Source organism: Leclercia sp. TB492, from assembly GCF_049974505.2.
GTDB lineage: Bacteria > Pseudomonadota > Gammaproteobacteria > Enterobacterales > Enterobacteriaceae > Enterobacter > Enterobacter adecarboxylatus_C.
In genome coordinates, this window is the sequence record NZ_CM127572.1 from 866,647 (window position 1) to 882,722 (window position 16,076).

The following is a 16,076-nucleotide window of genomic DNA, read 5'->3' on the forward strand; positions in this document are numbered from 1 at the left end:
CCTCCATCGACACGGCGGATGTGAATCACTTCACACAAACAGCCGGGTCGGTTGAAGAGAAAGGCGAAAAATAAACGCTTGACTCTGAAAGAGGAAAGCGTAATATACGCCACCTCGCAACGGTGAGCGAAAGCCGCGTTGCACTGCTCTTTAACAATTTATCAGACAATCTGTGTGGGCACTCAAAGTGACATGGATTCTTAACGTCGCAAGACGATAAATGAATACCAAAGTCTCTGAGTGAACATACGTAATTCATTACGAAGTTTAATTCACGAGCATCAAACTTAAATTGAAGAGTTTGATCATGGCTCAGATTGAACGCTGGCGGCAGGCCTAACACATGCAAGTCGAGCGGTAGCACGGGGGAGCTTGCTCCCTGGGTGACGAGCGGCGGACGGGTGAGTAATGTCTGGGAAACTGCCTGATGGAGGGGGATAACTACTGGAAACGGTAGCTAATACCGCATAACGTCGCAAGACCAAAGAGGGGGACCTTCGGGCCTCTTGCCATCAGATGTGCCCAGATGGGATTAGCTAGTAGGTGGGGTAACGGCTCACCTAGGCGACGATCCCTAGCTGGTCTGAGAGGATGACCAGCCACACTGGAACTGAGACACGGTCCAGACTCCTACGGGAGGCAGCAGTGGGGAATATTGCACAATGGGCGCAAGCCTGATGCAGCCATGCCGCGTGTATGAAGAAGGCCTTCGGGTTGTAAAGTACTTTCAGCGAGGAGGAAGGCATTGTGGTTAATAACCACAGTGATTGACGTTACTCGCAGAAGAAGCACCGGCTAACTCCGTGCCAGCAGCCGCGGTAATACGGAGGGTGCAAGCGTTAATCGGAATTACTGGGCGTAAAGCGCACGCAGGCGGTCTGTCAAGTCGGATGTGAAATCCCCGGGCTCAACCTGGGAACTGCATTCGAAACTGGCAGGCTAGAGTCTTGTAGAGGGGGGTAGAATTCCAGGTGTAGCGGTGAAATGCGTAGAGATCTGGAGGAATACCGGTGGCGAAGGCGGCCCCCTGGACAAAGACTGACGCTCAGGTGCGAAAGCGTGGGGAGCAAACAGGATTAGATACCCTGGTAGTCCACGCCGTAAACGATGTCGACTTGGAGGTTGTTCCCTTGAGGAGTGGCTTCCGGAGCTAACGCGTTAAGTCGACCGCCTGGGGAGTACGGCCGCAAGGTTAAAACTCAAATGAATTGACGGGGGCCCGCACAAGCGGTGGAGCATGTGGTTTAATTCGATGCAACGCGAAGAACCTTACCTACTCTTGACATCCAGAGAACTTAGCAGAGATGCTTTGGTGCCTTCGGGAACTCTGAGACAGGTGCTGCATGGCTGTCGTCAGCTCGTGTTGTGAAATGTTGGGTTAAGTCCCGCAACGAGCGCAACCCTTATCCTTTGTTGCCAGCGGTCCGGCCGGGAACTCAAAGGAGACTGCCAGTGATAAACTGGAGGAAGGTGGGGATGACGTCAAGTCATCATGGCCCTTACGAGTAGGGCTACACACGTGCTACAATGGCGCATACAAAGAGAAGCGACCTCGCGAGAGCAAGCGGACCTCATAAAGTGCGTCGTAGTCCGGATTGGAGTCTGCAACTCGACTCCATGAAGTCGGAATCGCTAGTAATCGTAGATCAGAATGCTACGGTGAATACGTTCCCGGGCCTTGTACACACCGCCCGTCACACCATGGGAGTGGGTTGCAAAAGAAGTAGGTAGCTTAACCTTCGGGAGGGCGCTTACCACTTTGTGATTCATGACTGGGGTGAAGTCGTAACAAGGTAACCGTAGGGGAACCTGCGGTTGGATCACCTCCTTACCTTAAAGAACCTGCCTTTGCAGTGCTCACACAGATTGTCTGATGAAAAAACAGCAGTAAAAATCTCTGCAGGCTTGTAGCTCAGGTGGTTAGAGCGCACCCCTGATAAGGGTGAGGTCGGTGGTTCAAGTCCACTCAGGCCTACCAAATTCTTCCTGATACTGCGTTGCAGAATAACTCACATACTTAAGTATGCTTCGTTATTCCACGTCTTGTCTCAGAAAGAATTAGCGGTACAGAGATTAGCATTTTGCGATGGGGTTATAGCTCAGCTGGGAGAGCGCCTGCCTTGCACGCAGGAGGTCTGCGGTTCGATCCCGCATAGCTCCACCATCCTTTACTGCGACAACAAGAAAACTTCAGAGTGTACCTGAGAAGGTGCGCTGCGAAGTTTTGCTCTTTAAAAATCTGGATCAAGCTGAAAATTGAAACGACATGCCCTGTCTGTTCTCCGTAATAAGAGCAGATAAGCGGTGTGTCAGAGTCTCTCAAATTTTCGCAATCATGAAGTGAAACATCTTCGGGTTGTGAGGTTAAGCGACCAAGCGTACACGGTGGATGCCTAGGCAGTCAGAGGCGATGAAGGACGTGCTAATCTGCGATAAGCGTCGGTAAGGTGATATGAACCGTTATAACCGACGATTTCCGAATGGGGAAACCCAGTGTGACTCGTCACACTATCGTTAAGTGAATACATAGCTTAACGAAGCGAACCAGGGGAACTGAAACATCTAAGTACCCTGAGGAAAAGAAATCAACCGAGATTCCCCCAGTAGCGGCGAGCGAACGGGGAGCAGCCCGGAGTCCGAATCAGCATGTGTGTCAGTGGAAGCGTCTGGAAAGTCGCAGGGTACAGGGTGATACTCCCGTACACGAAGATACACTTGCTGTGAACTCGAAGAGTAGGGCGGGACACGTGGTATCCTGTCTGAATATGGGGGGACCATCCTCCAAGGCTAAATACTCCTGACTGACCGATAGTGAACCAGTACCGTGAGGGAAAGGCGAAAAGAACCCCGGCGAGGGGAGTGAAAAAGAACCTGAAACCGTGTACGTACAAGCAGTGGGAGCACCCTTTGGGGTGTGACTGCGTACCTTTTGTATAATGGGTCAGCGACTTATATTCTGTAGCAAGGTTAACCGTATAGGGGAGCCGAAGGGAAACCGAGTCTTAACTGGGCGTTAAGTTGCAGGGTATAGACCCGAAACCCGGTGATCTAGCCATGGGCAGGTTGAAGGTTGGGTAACACTAACTGGAGGACCGAACCGACTAATGTTGAAAAATTAGCGGATGACCTGTGGCTGGGGGTGAAAGGCCAATCAAACCGGGAGATAGCTGGTTCTCCCCGAAAGCTATTTAGGTAGCGCCTCGTGAACTCATCTCCGGGGGTAGAGCACTGTTTCGGCTAGGGGGCCATCCCGGCTTACCAACCCGATGCAAACTGCGAATACCGGAGAATGTTATCACGGGAGACACACGGCGGGTGCTAACGTCCGTCGTGAAGAGGGAAACAACCCAGACCGCCAGCTAAGGTCCCAAAGTCATGGTTAAGTGGGAAACGATGTGGGAAGGCACAGACAGCCAGGATGTTGGCTTAGAAGCAGCCATCATTTAAAGAAAGCGTAATAGCTCACTGGTCGAGTCGGCCTGCGCGGAAGATGTAACGGGGCTAAACCATGCACCGAAGCTGCGGCAGCGACACTATGTGTTGTTGGGTAGGGGAGCGTTCTGTAAGCCGTCGAAGGTGTGCTGTGAGGCATGCTGGAGGTATCAGAAGTGCGAATGCTGACATAAGTAACGATAAAGCGGGTGAAAAACCCGCTCGCCGGAAGACCAAGGGTTCCTGTCCAACGTTAATCGGGGCAGGGTGAGTCGACCCCTAAGGCGAGGCCGAAAGGCGTAGTCGATGGGAAACAGGTTAATATTCCTGTACTCGGTGTTACTGCGAAGGGGGGACGGAGAAGGCTATGTTGGCCGGGCGACGGTTGTCCCGGTTTAAGCATGTAGGCGGAGGTTCCAGGTAAATCCGGAGCCTTGTTAACGCTGAGGTGTGATGACGAGGCACTACGGTGCTGAAGCAACAAATGCCCTGCTTCCAGGAAAAGCCTCTAAGCATCAGGTAACATCAAATCGTACCCCAAACCGACACAGGTGGTCAGGTAGAGAATACCAAGGCGCTTGAGAGAACTCGGGTGAAGGAACTAGGCAAAATGGTGCCGTAACTTCGGGAGAAGGCACGCTGATGTGTAGGTGAAGCCCCTGCGGGTGGAGCTGAAATCAGTCGAAGATACCAGCTGGCTGCAACTGTTTATTAAAAACACAGCACTGTGCAAACACGAAAGTGGACGTATACGGTGTGACGCCTGCCCGGTGCCGGAAGGTTAATTGATGGGGTTAGCGGCAACGCGAAGCTCTTGATCGAAGCCCCGGTAAACGGCGGCCGTAACTATAACGGTCCTAAGGTAGCGAAATTCCTTGTCGGGTAAGTTCCGACCTGCACGAATGGCGTAATGATGGCCAGGCTGTCTCCACCCGAGACTCAGTGAAATTGAAATCGCTGTGAAGATGCAGTGTACCCGCGGCAAGACGGAAAGACCCCGTGAACCTTTACTATAGCTTGACACTGAACACTGGTCCTTGATGTGTAGGATAGGTGGGAGGCTTTGAAGCGTGGACGCCAGTCTGCGTGGAGCCATCCTTGAAATACCACCCTTTAATGGCTGGTGTTCTAACGTAGACCCGTAATCCGGGTTGCGGACAGTGTCTGGTGGGTAGTTTGACTGGGGCGGTCTCCTCCTAAAGAGTAACGGAGGAGCACGAAGGTTAGCTAATCCTGGTCGGACATCAGGAGGTTAGTGCAATGGCATAAGCTAGCTTGACTGCGAGAGTGACGGCTCGAGCAGGTGCGAAAGCAGGTCATAGTGATCCGGTGGTTCTGTATGGAAGGGCCATCGCTCAACGGATAAAAGGTACTCCGGGGATAACAGGCTGATACCGCCCAAGAGTTCATATCGACGGCGGTGTTTGGCACCTCGATGTCGGCTCATCACATCCTGGGGCTGAAGTAGGTCCCAAGGGTACGGCTGTTCGCCGTTTAAAGTGGTACGCGAGCTGGGTTTAGAACGTCGTGAGACAGTTCGGTCCCTATCTGCCGTGGGCGCTGGAGAATTGAGGGGGGCTGCTCCTAGTACGAGAGGACCGGAGTGGACGCATCACTGGTGTTCGGGTTGTCATGCCAATGGCACTGCCCGGTAGCTAAATGCGGAAGAGATAAGTGCTGAAAGCATCTAAGCACGAAACTTGCCCCGAGATGAGTTCTCCCTGAGCCTTTAAGGCTCCTGAAGGAACGTTGAAGACGACGACGTTGATAGGTCGGGTGTGTAAGCGCAGCGATGCGTTGAGCTAACCGATACTAATGAACCGTGAGGCTTAACCTTACAACGCCGAAGCTGTTTCGGCGAAGAGACAGACACTCAACTTTCAGCTTTGATACAGATTTAACAGAATTTGCCTGGCGGCTGTAGCGCGGTGGTCCCACCTGACCCCATGCCGAACTCAGAAGTGAAACGCCGTAGCGCCGATGGTAGTGTGGGGCCTCCCCATGCGAGAGTAGGGAACTGCCAGGCATCAAATTACGTAGTGAACCGGGGCATTAAACCGGTGGTTACAGAAGTATTCGGTGGAGCGGTAGTTCAGTCGGTTAGAATACCTGCCTGTCACGCAGGGGGTCGCGGGTTCGAGTCCCGTCCGTTCCGCCACCTATTGAAAGCCCTGAGCTAACGCTCAGGGCTTTTTTCTTATCTGTCGTCTGATTATTGCTTTAAACGCAAAAATCCTCTGCTTAATACACTCTTTTTTCACACATCTCCGGCAGAGATAATCCTCTTTATTAACAAACATGATGAAGAAAAGAGGAATTCAATGACTATCCCTGCATTTGGTCTGGGCACTTTCCGCCTGAAAGACGACGTTGTTATCGCATCCGTTAAAACTGCTCTTGAACTCGGCTATCGCACGGTTGATACCGCGCAGATCTACGATAACGAAGCTGCGGTCGGCCAGGCTATCGAAGAGAGCGGCGTACCGCGCGACGAACTTTTTCTCACCACCAAGATCTGGATTGAAAATCTCAGCAAAGAGAAGTTGATCCCAAGCCTGAAAGAGAGCCTGAAAAAACTGCGCACCGATTATGTCGATCTGACCCTCATCCACTGGCCATCACCGAACGATGCCGTGTCAGTTGAAGAGTTTATGCAGGCACTGTTGGAAGCCAAAGCCCAGGGACTGACGCGTGAAATTGGTATTTCTAACTTCACTATCCCGTTGATGGAAAAGGCGATTGCGGCTGTGGGCGCAGAAAATATCGCGACCAACCAGATCGAACTTTCTCCTTATCTGCAGAACCGTCAGGTAGTGGAATGGGCGCAGCAGCACGGCATCCATATCACCTCTTATATGACGCTGGCTTATGGTAAAGCGCTGAAAGACGAAACCATTCTGCGCATTGCTGCCAAACATAATGCCACCGCTGCGCAGGTTATCCTGGCGTGGGCAATGGGGGAGGGTTATGCGGTGATCCCTTCTTCAACCAAACGTGAGAATCTGGCAAGCAACCTGCGGGCCAAGGATCTGACGCTGGATCAGGACGATAAAAAAGCGATCGCCGCACTGGATTGCAACGATCGCCTGGTGAGCCCGGAAGGCCTGGCGCCGAAGTGGGATTGATTTAACCCTCCCTCTGTATCCTCACGAAACCCTCTTACAGCTCCTTCGGGAGCTGTTTTACATGCTCGCTCAGAAAGTCGATAAATGCCCGTATCCGGGTGCTCACTGCTCTGTCGCTGTAGTAGACCGCACTGAAGGGCATCTCTACCGGCAGACGTTTATCGGCCATCAGCTCGACTAACTCCCCCCGTGCAATCTCTTTATCAATCATATAATCCGAAAGACAAGCAATCCCGTTCCCTTCAAGGCATAACTGCTTGAGCGTCTCGCCGCTATTGGATGATAAACCGCTGACCACTTCATGAAGCTGGCCATCGTGGCAGGCGAGGGGCCAGGTGTTAAGGGATACCGGCTCCGTAAAGCCCAGGCACAGATGCTGCTTTAGCTCATCAATCGTCTCAGGCTTGCCGAAACGGGCAATATAGGCCGGAGAGGCAATGATTTTACGATAGCTGGTGAACAACGGGCGTGCCCGTAGGCTTGAATCGGTCAGCGTCCCGGCGCGGATCGCCACATCCACCTTGCGCTCAATCAGATTGATAAAGGTTTCTGACGAGACCAGAGACAACGTCATTTCCGGATAACGTTCGCGGAAAGGTTTAATTAAAGGCATCAGGAAGTGCAGCACCACGGGCGTGGCGGCGTCAATGCGCAGCAGGCCGCGTGGGGTGCTGCGCGTCTCCATAATCTCTGTTTCTGCCGCCGCCATCTCCTGCAGGATAGACTGCACGCGGCGGAAATAGCGTTCGCCTTCCTCAGTCAGGCTGAGCTGCCGGGTAGTCCGGTTCAGCAGGCTGACGCCCAGCTTCATCTCCAGCTTTTTGACCGAACGGCTGACGGCAGAATTGGCCTGACCCAGCTGTTCGGCGGCGCGGCTAAAGCTGCCGCTCTCTACGACGGCGACAAAGATCGCCAGTTCCTCAGAGGTTGCTTTCATTGTTGCTTAATCCGCAAAATTATATTGATACTTTGAGCATTTTTGTTATTTAAACACTGGCGCATACTTCGTGTCATCTTAATCCTGATGAGACGGAGTTTTTTATGCCTCTGGCGCTACTTGCCCTGACGATCAGTGCCTTCGCAATCGGCACAACCGAGTTTGTAATTGTAGGACTGGTTCCTACGATTGCTGACCAACTTACCATCTCCCTGCCTTCTGCAGGTTTGCTGGTCTCTATCTATGCCCTCGGCGTGGCGATCGGCGCGCCTGTGCTGACAGCCCTTACAGGCCGCCTGCCGCGTAAACAGCTGCTGATGGCGTTGATGGTGCTGTTCACCGCCGGCAATATTCTTGCCTGGCAGGCGCCTGATTACACAACCCTGGTGATTGCCCGTCTACTGACCGGCCTTGCCCATGGGGTCTTCTTCTCTATCGGCTCGACCATCGCGACAAGTCTGGTGCCAAAAGAGAAAGCCGCCTCAGCCATTGCCATCATGTTCGGTGGTTTAACCGTGGCGCTGGTTACCGGGGTCCCGCTGGGCACCTTTATCGGCCAGCATTTTGGCTGGCGTGAAACTTTCCTCGCGGTCTCTCTGCTTGGGGTGATCGCCTTGATCAGTAGTCTGGTGCTGATCCCGTCGAACATTCCTGGGCGTGCGGCAGCGACGCTGCGCGATCAGCTGAAGGTGCTGACCCACCCCCGTCTGCTGATGATCTATGCCATTACCGCGCTGGGATATGGCGGCGTGTTTACCGCGTTTACCTTCCTCGCGCCAATGATGCAGGATCTGGCCGGGTTCTCACCGAGTGCGGTCAGCTGGATCCTGCTGGGCTATGGCGTGTCGGTGGCGATCGGCAACATTTGGGGCGGCAAGCTGGCCGATAAGCACGGCGCCGTTCCGGCACTGAAAATTATCTTTGCCGCACTGGTTGTTCTGCTACTGATCTTCCAGTTCACCGCCTCGATGCAGTATGCCGCGCTGGCGACAGTACTGGTGATGGGGATCTTCGCCTTCGGTAACGTACCGGGCCTGCAGGTCTACGTGGTACAGAAAGCCGAGCTGTATACCCCGAACGCCGTGGATGTGGCGTCTGGGTTGAATATTGCTGCTTTCAACGTGGGCATCGCGCTGGGGTCTATTATTGGCGGACAGACTGTGGAGCACTTCGGTCTGGCACAAACGCCGTGGATTGGGGCGGTTATCGTTCTCGCGGCATTTCTGTTGATTGGCCTCAGCGGTCGCCTGGATAAGCCCGCTCGTGTGGTGCTGGGATAAGCCTGGTGTAAGCACTTGCTAACAAAACGAAACAGCGGTTTCTCGGTAATTGCGTTGAAAGTGTGAGCTGAAAACCCTATAACATTAGAACCCGCTCCTGTTTCTGGACGGGTTCTGTCTATAGAGGTCGTTTCACATCGTGCGAAAAAATACCTATGCCATGCGTTATGTTGCCGGACAACCCGCGGAGAGGATCTTACCTCCGGGGTCGTTTGCGAGCATTGGCCAGGCGTTGCCCGCCGGCGCACCTTTAAGCAGCGATGAAAAAATCCGGGTGCTGGTGTGGAATATCTTCAAACAGCAGCGCGCCGAATGGTTATCCGTTCTGCAGAATTTTGGTAAGGATGCCCACCTGGTGCTGTTGCAGGAGGCGCAAACCACCCCTGAGCTGGTCAGGTTTGCGACCACTAACTACCTCGCGGCTGACCAGGTTCCGGCCTTTGTCCTCCCTCAGCATCCGTCGGGAGTGATGACACTCTCTGCCGCGCATCCTGTTTATTGCTGCCCGCTGCGCGAACGTGAACCGCTCCTGCGCCTGGCAAAATCTGCCCTGGTCACCGTCTACCCATTGCCGGACACCCGTCTGCTGATGGTGGTGAATATTCATGCGGTCAATTTCAGCCTCGGCGTTGACGTCTACAGCAAACAGTTACTGCCCATCGGCGATCAGATCGCGCATCACAGCGGTCCGGTCGTCATGGCAGGTGATTTCAATGCCTGGAGCCGCCCGCGGATGAATGCGCTTTATCGCTTTGCGCGTGAGATGTCGCTGCGCGAAGTTCGTTTTACCGATGACCAGCGTCGCAAGGCGTTTGGCCGTCCCCTCGATTTTGTCTTCTATCGTGGTCTGAACGTGCACGAAGCCTCAGTGCTGGTGACGCGTGCCTCCGATCACAATCCGCTACTAGTCGAATTCAGTCCCGGCAAGCCTGAGCGATAGAGGTGTGTCAGGTCTGCCGTGGGGCAGGCCTGCGCGGGTGCTGCCCTTTATTTTTCATCAACCGAAGGACAGCAAAAAATGACAACACAGTCCCATCATGACAACGTAGAAAAACAGTTTGGCTCCCAGGCGAAAGCCTATCTCACCAGCGCGGTTCACGCATCCGGCCGCGATCTGCAGCGTCTGGCTGAACGTCTGGCCGACTTTCCTGATGCCAGCGTGCTGGATTTAGGCTGCGGGGCGGGCCATGCTAGCTTTGTGGCGGCACAGCAGGTTGCGCATGTGACGGCTTACGACTTATCCAGCCAGATGCTGGAGGTGGTCTCTGCGGCCGCCAGTGAGAAGGGACTGGGGAATATCGCCACCCGCCAGGGCTATGCCGAATCATTACCCTTTGCCGATAGCTCCTTTGATATCGTCATCAGCCGCTACTCGGCGCATCACTGGCACGATGTTGGCCAGGCGTTGCGCGAGGTTAAACGGGTGCTGAAGCCGGGCGGTCTGGTGATCATCATGGATATTATGTCGCCGGGCCATCCGGTGCGGGATATCTGGTTGCAGACGGTTGAAGCCCTGCGTGATACCTCGCATGTGCGCAATTATTCCAGCGGCGAGTGGTTATCAATGTTTACGGAAGCCGGGCTGATTACGCGCACGTTGCAGACTGACAGGCTGACGCTGGAGTTCTCCTCGTGGATTGCCCGTATGCGCACGCCTGAGGCGTTAAGCCAGGCGATCAGGCTGTATCAGCAGAGTGCCTCCGCGGAGGTGAAAGCCTACTTTGAGCTGCAGGAAGAGGGCTCATTCACCAGCGATACGCTCTTCGCTGAAGCCCGGAAGGCGGGATAAAACAAAAAAGGCACCGGGGGAATCGGTGCCTTTTTTACTTCTGGTCTCTGAAATCAGGAATCCGGGGTGGCGTTGTTTTTCACAAACAACGTTATCCGATCGCCAGGCTGCAGATTGTCGGTATCGCTATTCCAGCGCATCACATCTTTGATGTTCACGCCGTGACGCTTAGCAATACTCGAGAGCGAATCGCCTTTTTGCACGCGATAGGTAATGCTATCGCTGTTATTGGCGAGACGCTGCGCGCTGTTACCCGCACCAATCGTCAGGTTCTGACCCACTTTCAGAGTAGAGCCGCGCAGCTTGTTCCACTGCTGCAGATCTTTCGTGCTCACGCCAAGACGTGATGCAATACCTGAAAGCGTATCGCCTGTACGTACCTGATAGCTACGGCTGTTAACCGGTGAATTATCCGCGATCAGCGTAGACTGAACCGCAGCAATTTCACCCGCTGCCAAAGATACCCGTAACTGTTCAGCGTGTTTCTGCGGCACCAGAACGTACTTCGGCCCGCTGTTACCAAGCGTGGAGCCCTTCACACCTGCGTTGAAGGCTTTCAGTTTGGTGACCGAGATACCTGCCATATCTGCAACCTGTCGCAATTCAACAGGGTTGTTGATACGCACTCTCGCCAGGGCACGACTCTCGTCCGAGGTTGGAAGCTTCACGCCGTACTGTTGGCTGTTTTTGAATATTTCACTCAAAGCCAGCATTTTTGGTACGTATAATTTGGTTTCCCGTGGCAGTGGAAGCGACCAAAAGTCGGTAGGTTTACCCCGTGCTTTATTCGCTTTCATTGCCTTCAGTACACGACCCTCACCGCTGTTATACGCAGCGACAGTCAGCAGCCAGTCACCGTCGAACATCTTGTTCAGACGTTGCATCATGTCGAGTGCTGCAGTCGTCGAAGCGACCACATCACGACGCGCATCGTAGTTGCGGGTCTGTTTTAAACCATAATTTCGCCCTGTGCTCGGTATGATCTGCCAAAGGCCTGCGGCCTTGGCGCCAGACGTTGCATGTGGGTCAAAAGCGCTCTCCACTATGGGTAGTAGTACCAGTTCCATGGGCATGTTGCGTTTCTTAACTTGCCCTGCTATCCAGTACATATACGGCTCTGCCCGTAAAGTTACATCGTGGAGATAGCTCTTATTGCTTAAATACTTCTGTTTCTGTTCGCGAATCCGGCTGTTTTCCGGAATTCCCATCTTTAGCTCGTCGCCAATAGAGACCCACAAGTCTTGATCCTGTGCGAAAGACGTCCCATCGTCTGCCCATCGCGATTGACTTGTAAACTTCCCTGCTTCCCCTTGACCAGCTGCAGAAAGGCTCTGTGCGTGCTGTTGTACGTTGCCAGTGTTCTGAGACGCCTGGCAACCCACAAGCAGGACAGAGGCGAGTAATATCGCTTTTGCCTTCATGTGTGTGTCAATAGTTGCTTAAAAGACGAGCGATGATAACGACGAATATTTGAAAAGGCAACACGCAATTATCAGAAGTTATCTTTCTTCGCCCTTAACCATGCGAAAAACTCTTCTGGTTGTTGCATATTTGTTTCTTCATTAATTTTGTTAGTTAAATCAATATCATCTGTTCTGAGAAATAAATTAATTTTACGTTCATTTTTCAGAATTCCGGGGAGTGTTTTTTGGTTTTTTGCTCGTAACTCATTCACTTTGCGGTAATAATCCTGAATCGCCACATCCTCTGGCAGAACGTGCATTGCAAACTTCATATTCGCTAAAGTGTATTCGTGCGCGCAGCAAATGAGGGTATCTTCGGGAAGTGCGTTAATTTTCTGGAAGGACTGGTACATCTGGGCTGGCGTGCCTTCGAACAGCCTTCCGCAGCCGCCAGAGAACATTGTATCGCCACAGAAAAGATAAGGAAAACTGAAGAACGAGATATGTCCTAAAGTGTGACCGGGTGTGGCAATTACGGAAAACTCCGACGCGAGAATGAGGATCTTTTCTCCATCTTCGACTACGCGGGTCGCTCCCTTATCTTGTGTCTCAGCGGGGCCATAGACCACAAGATGCGGAAATTTTGCACAGATTGCCGCTACGCCGCCCACATGGTCGTGGTGATGATGCGTCAGCAGGATCGCTTCTGGTTGCCAGTGGTTTTGCTCAATGGCTTTCAGTACCGGCTCTGCCTCGCCAGGATCGACAATAATGCAACGTCCCTCATCATCGGTTAAAACCCAGATGTAATTGTCCTGAAAAGCAGGAATACTGATAAGATTCATATATTACCTCTCATAGCGTGGCGGGTGTTTTGATGAAACCGGCAAGGATACCTCAGATTGTCTCAGCACCTGCACATTGGGCGGAATTGCCCTGGGGTGAATACTATCGCGAAGCGCTTGAGCAGCAGCTTAAGCCCTGGTTTGCGAAAATGTATGGTTTTCACCTGCTTAAGATTGGCAATCTGAGCGCGGAAATCAACTCTGAAAGCTGCGCGATTTCACATCAGGTCAACGTTTCGCTGGGGGGCGAGCCGGTTCAGGTGAAGGCCAATCCGCTGCATCTGCCGTTTGCGGAAAAATCTGTCGATGCCTGCCTGCTGGCGCATGCGCTGCCCTGGTGCGACGATCCGCACCGGTTACTGCGCGAAGCAGACCGGGTGCTGATTGACGATGGCTGGCTGGTGATCAGCGGATTTAACCCGATGAGTCTGATGGGCTTACGCAAGCTGGTGCCGGTGCTGCGCCGTACCCCGCCGTACAACAGCCGGATGTTCACCCTGATGCGCCAGCTGGACTGGCTATCGCTGCTCAACTTTGAGGTGATGCACCATAGCGGTTTTCAGGTCTTACCCTGGACGCGGCAGGGCGGGAAGATGCTCACCACCCATTTCCCGGCGCTGGGCTGTATGCAGCTGATTGTGGCGCGCAAGCGAACCATCCCCCTGACGCTCAATCCCATGAAGCAAAGCAAGGCGAAAACGCGTTTGCGTGCCGCCGTCGGCGCCACGCGACAATACCGTAAGCCCTGATCAAGCTTCTGGTTTATAACCTACGTCTTCATGCTGCGGATTCATGGCGGCAGCACGGGCCAGCTCGTCGCAACGTTCGTTCTCGGGATGTCCGGCGTGGCCTTTCACCCACTCCCACTGGATTTTGTGCTGGCTGAGCGCCGCATCCAGGCGCTGCCAGAGATCGACATTCTTCACCGGTTTTTTGTCTGCTGTTTTCCAGCCCCGTTTTTTCCAGTTATGGATCCACTGGGTGATCCCCTGGCGCACATACTGGCTGTCGGTGCTCAGCACAATATCGCAATGCTCTTTCAGCGCCTCGAGAGCCACAATCGCGGCCATCAACTCCATACGGTTGTTGGTGGTGAGGCGATAGCCTTCATTAAAGGTTTTTTCATGTTCGCGATAACGCAAAATCGCACCGTAGCCCCCCGGGCCCGGGTTGCCGAGGCACGATCCGTCGGTGTAAATCTCTACCTGTTTACGCATCCTGGCAGACATCCTGTAATCAAAACGGTAAGTCTGACATAAATGTTTGCCGTCAGCACTGCAAAATCAAGTCAGTGCGAATTAGCCTTTGAACGCCTGGTCAGGTTGTTTACAATGTCGCCGTTGAACAGAGCAGGTTTTCAGAATGAGTATTGCAGACACACATAACGCCGACAGGATCATCGTCCTCGATACCGAAACCACTGGTATGAACCAGATCGGTGCTCACTATGAAGGGCACAAGATCATCGAGATCGGTGCGGTAGAGGTGATCAACCGCCGTCTTACCGGCAATAACTTCCACGTCTACCTCAAGCCAGACCGGCTGGTGGACCCGGAAGCTTTTGGCGTTCACGGTATCGCAGATGAATTCTTGCTGGATAAACCCACCTTTGCCGATGTCGCCGATGAATTCATCGACTACATCAAAGGCGGCGAGCTGGTCATTCATAACGCCTCGTTTGATATTGGCTTTATGGACTATGAATTCAGCAAGCTCAACCGCGGCCTGCCGAAAACCGACACCTTCTGTAAAGTCACCGACAGTCTGGCGATGGCGAGGAGGATGTTCCCCGGCAAGCGTAACAGCCTCGATGCGTTGTGCTCGCGCTATGAAATAGATAACAGCAAACGAACGCTGCACGGGGCGTTGCTCGATGCCCAGATCCTGGCCGATGTCTATCTGATCATGACGGGTGGCCAGACAGCCCTGGCCTTCAACGCCGATAACGACTCGCAGCAGCAGTCCGGGGAGAGCGAAATCCAGCGCGTTATTCGTCAGTCCAGCGCGTTGCGCGTCATTCTCGCCAGCGATGAAGAGTTACTGGCACATGAATCGCGCCTGGATCTGGTGCAGAAGAAGGGCGGGAGCTGCCTCTGGCGCGGTTAAACGCGGCGGAAATGCTGGTAAAATGACCGTTTGGATCGTTTTTGCAGCAAACGATTCAAAAGCAGAGAAAAAGCATTGACGGGATCGGAGGCAAAACGTAATATCTGCCTCGTTCCCAAGGGAACACAGCGGAGCGGTAGTTCAGTCGGTTAGAATACCTGCCTGTCACGCAGGGGGTCGCGGGTTCGAGTCCCGTCCGTTCCGCCACTATTCAGAAGGCCTGAATCAGCAATGATTCAGGCCTTTCTCATTTTGTCGCGCTGCTGATTTGTTCGGGCAGGCAAGCTCTGCTGCCGCCCGGCAGATGTTTAGTTAATGCTAAACGGATCCGCATCCTGCCACGCAGGAAACTTCTCCCGATACTCTCTCAGTGCCGTCAGCGACAGCTCGGCGTCAATACGCGTCGCATGGTGCGGCTCTGCGGTGGCGATGATTTCGCCCTGCGGGTTAATCACCCGGCTGTCGCCACGATAGTGATGACCATTGCCGTCGGTACCGACCCGGTTGCAGCCTGCCACATAGGCCTGGTTCTCAATCGCCCGTGCCGTCAGCAGCGCCTGCCAGTGGAGCGAGCGTGGGGCAGGCCAGTTAGCGACATACAGCGCCAGGTCATAATCGTTACGGTTACGCGACCACACCGGGAAGCGCAGGTCGTAACAGACTAACGGCAGAATGCGCCAGCCGCGCCACTCAAACACCAGCCGCTCGTTACCCGCTTCATAGTGCTGATGCTCATCCGCCATGCGGAACAGGTGGCGCTTATCATAGAAATGCACCTTGCCCTCGGGCTCAACCAGCAGAAAACGGTTAACCGGCCCGCGTTCGGTCTGTAGCGCGGCGCTGCCGGCGATTAACGCCTGGGTTTGCTGGGCTCTGGCCTGCATCCAGGCGACCACATCCTCCTGCGGCAGGGACTGCTTTGCCGCTTCCATGGCAAACCCGGTGGTAAACATTTCCGGCAGGATAATGATATCGCGCCCGGCGATCCCCTCAAGCTGACGATCAAAATGGCGCAGGTTGGCGGGGCCATCCATCCACACCAGCGGTTGTTGCAAAAGCGTAATCTTCAAACCAGGCACAGTAAGACTCCTCGAAGAACCACATTTTGACACTGTAGCACGACAATCAGAGAAACGGGTGGCAATAAAAAACCCCGCAC

At 53.7% G+C, this 16,076-nt stretch carries 10 protein-coding genes, 4 tRNA genes, 3 rRNA genes and 1 pseudogene; 13 read left to right on the plus strand and 5 right to left on the minus strand.

The window, feature by feature from the left end; genetic code table 11:
• Window positions 1–289 precede the first annotated feature (289 nt).
• From ACP4QI_RS04030 to dkgB, 7 genes are all read left to right on the plus strand, one after another.
• Window positions 290–1,831, plus strand: a 16S ribosomal RNA gene (locus tag ACP4QI_RS04030).
• 70 nt (window positions 1,832–1,901) lie between these two features.
• Window positions 1,902–1,978, plus strand: a tRNA-Ile gene (locus ACP4QI_RS04035).
• A gap of 110 nt (window positions 1,979–2,088) precedes the next feature.
• Window positions 2,089–2,164 (plus strand) — tRNA-Ala (locus ACP4QI_RS04040).
• 198 nt (window positions 2,165–2,362) lie between these two features.
• Window positions 2,363–5,269 (plus strand): 23S ribosomal RNA (locus ACP4QI_RS04045).
• Window positions 5,270–5,342: 73 nt separating this feature from the next.
• Window positions 5,343–5,458 (plus strand): 5S ribosomal RNA (rrf, locus tag ACP4QI_RS04050).
• The 16S, 23S and 5S rRNA genes sit together here with 3 tRNA genes alongside, the layout of an rRNA operon.
• 55 nt (window positions 5,459–5,513) lie before the next feature.
• Window positions 5,514–5,590, plus strand: a tRNA-Asp gene (locus tag ACP4QI_RS04055).
• A gap of 163 nt (window positions 5,591–5,753) precedes the next feature.
• Complete coding sequence (gene dkgB, locus ACP4QI_RS04060; protein WP_334140973.1) at window positions 5,754–6,557, plus strand: 2,5-didehydrogluconate reductase DkgB; 804 nt, start codon at window positions 5,754–5,756, stop codon at window positions 6,555–6,557.
• A 32-nt stretch (window positions 6,558–6,589) separates the two neighbouring features.
• Here the strand turns inward: dkgB and yafC are convergent.
• Window positions 6,590–7,494: pseudogene (gene yafC / locus ACP4QI_RS04065) on the minus strand (DNA-binding transcriptional regulator YafC); the annotation flags it as partial.
• A 104-nt stretch (window positions 7,495–7,598) separates the two neighbouring features.
• Here yafC and ACP4QI_RS04070 point away from each other — a divergent pair.
• The 3 genes from ACP4QI_RS04070 to ACP4QI_RS04080 all read left to right on the plus strand — a co-directional run bounded on the left by ACP4QI_RS04070 (window position 7,599) and on the right by ACP4QI_RS04080 (window position 10,563).
• The gene (locus ACP4QI_RS04070) at window positions 7,599–8,774 is read left to right on the plus strand and encodes an MFS transporter (RefSeq protein ID WP_142488322.1); all 1,176 of its coding nucleotides are present in this window, start codon (window positions 7,599–7,601) and stop codon (window positions 8,772–8,774) included.
• A 139-nt stretch (window positions 8,775–8,913) separates the two neighbouring features.
• Complete coding sequence (locus ACP4QI_RS04075; RefSeq protein ID WP_032616661.1) at window positions 8,914–9,714, plus strand: endonuclease/exonuclease/phosphatase family protein; 801 nt, start codon at window positions 8,914–8,916, stop codon at window positions 9,712–9,714.
• 78 nt (window positions 9,715–9,792) lie between these two features.
• On the plus strand, window positions 9,793–10,563 hold the full coding sequence (locus tag ACP4QI_RS04080) for a class I SAM-dependent methyltransferase (RefSeq protein ID WP_285128529.1): 771 nt from the start codon (window positions 9,793–9,795) through the stop codon (window positions 10,561–10,563).
• A 53-nt stretch (window positions 10,564–10,616) separates the two neighbouring features.
• On the opposite strand, the gene mltD is transcribed toward ACP4QI_RS04080, so the two are convergent.
• Window positions 10,617–11,984, minus strand: a complete 1,368-nt coding sequence (gene mltD, locus ACP4QI_RS04085) for a murein transglycosylase D (RefSeq protein ID WP_142488324.1) — start codon at window positions 11,982–11,984, stop codon at window positions 10,617–10,619.
• Window positions 11,985–12,055: 71 nt separating this feature from the next.
• Window positions 12,056–12,811, minus strand: a complete 756-nt coding sequence (gloB, locus tag ACP4QI_RS04090) for a hydroxyacylglutathione hydrolase (RefSeq protein ID WP_142488325.1) — start codon at window positions 12,809–12,811, stop codon at window positions 12,056–12,058.
• 32 nt (window positions 12,812–12,843) lie between these two features.
• Here gloB and ACP4QI_RS04095 point away from each other — a divergent pair, with 32 nt between their 5' ends.
• A complete protein-coding gene (locus ACP4QI_RS04095) occupies window positions 12,844–13,560 on the plus strand; it encodes a class I SAM-dependent methyltransferase (protein ID WP_142488326.1) in 717 nt (238 codons plus the stop codon).
• Here the strand turns inward: ACP4QI_RS04095 and rnhA are convergent, their stop codons facing one another.
• Entirely contained in the window at window positions 13,561–14,028 is a 468-nt protein-coding gene (gene rnhA / locus ACP4QI_RS04100; protein ID WP_103793497.1) for a ribonuclease HI, read from the minus strand. It lies immediately after the preceding gene.
• Between the two features lie 145 nt (window positions 14,029–14,173).
• On the opposite strand from rnhA, the gene dnaQ reads away from it, so the two are divergent.
• Together dnaQ and ACP4QI_RS04110 are read left to right on the plus strand one after the other, a co-directional pair.
• On the plus strand, window positions 14,174–14,917 hold the full coding sequence (dnaQ, locus tag ACP4QI_RS04105; RefSeq protein ID WP_156262958.1) for a DNA polymerase III subunit epsilon: 744 nt from the start codon (window positions 14,174–14,176) through the stop codon (window positions 14,915–14,917).
• 130 nt (window positions 14,918–15,047) lie between these two features.
• Window positions 15,048–15,124, plus strand: a tRNA-Asp gene (locus tag ACP4QI_RS04110).
• Between the two features lie 101 nt (window positions 15,125–15,225).
• Here the strand turns inward: ACP4QI_RS04110 and ACP4QI_RS04115 are convergent.
• Entirely contained in the window at window positions 15,226–15,996 is a 771-nt protein-coding gene (locus ACP4QI_RS04115; RefSeq protein ID WP_142488328.1) for an amidohydrolase, read from the minus strand.
• Between the last annotated feature and the right edge of the window lie 80 nt (window positions 15,997–16,076).

What these genes read in the sequence shown, in the direction of transcription:
- rnhA (WP_103793497.1), bottom strand. Translation starts at nt 14,028, where the DNA reads ATGCGTAAACAGGTAGAGATTTACACCGACGGATCGTGCCTCGGCAAC.
- ACP4QI_RS04095 (WP_142488326.1), top strand. Translation starts at nt 12,844, where the DNA reads ATGAAACCGGCAAGGATACCTCAGATTGTCTCAGCACCTGCACATTGG.
- mltD (WP_142488324.1), bottom strand. Translation starts at nt 11,984, where the DNA reads ATGAAGGCAAAAGCGATATTACTCGCCTCTGTCCTGCTTGTGGGTTGC.
- dnaQ (WP_156262958.1), top strand. Translation starts at nt 14,174, where the DNA reads ATGAGTATTGCAGACACACATAACGCCGACAGGATCATCGTCCTCGAT.
- ACP4QI_RS04070 (WP_142488322.1), top strand. Translation starts at nt 7,599, where the DNA reads ATGCCTCTGGCGCTACTTGCCCTGACGATCAGTGCCTTCGCAATCGGC.
- ACP4QI_RS04080 (WP_285128529.1), top strand. Translation starts at nt 9,793, where the DNA reads ATGACAACACAGTCCCATCATGACAACGTAGAAAAACAGTTTGGCTCC.
- gloB (WP_142488325.1), bottom strand. Translation starts at nt 12,811, where the DNA reads ATGAATCTTATCAGTATTCCTGCTTTTCAGGACAATTACATCTGGGTT.
- dkgB (WP_334140973.1), top strand. Translation starts at nt 5,754, where the DNA reads ATGACTATCCCTGCATTTGGTCTGGGCACTTTCCGCCTGAAAGACGAC.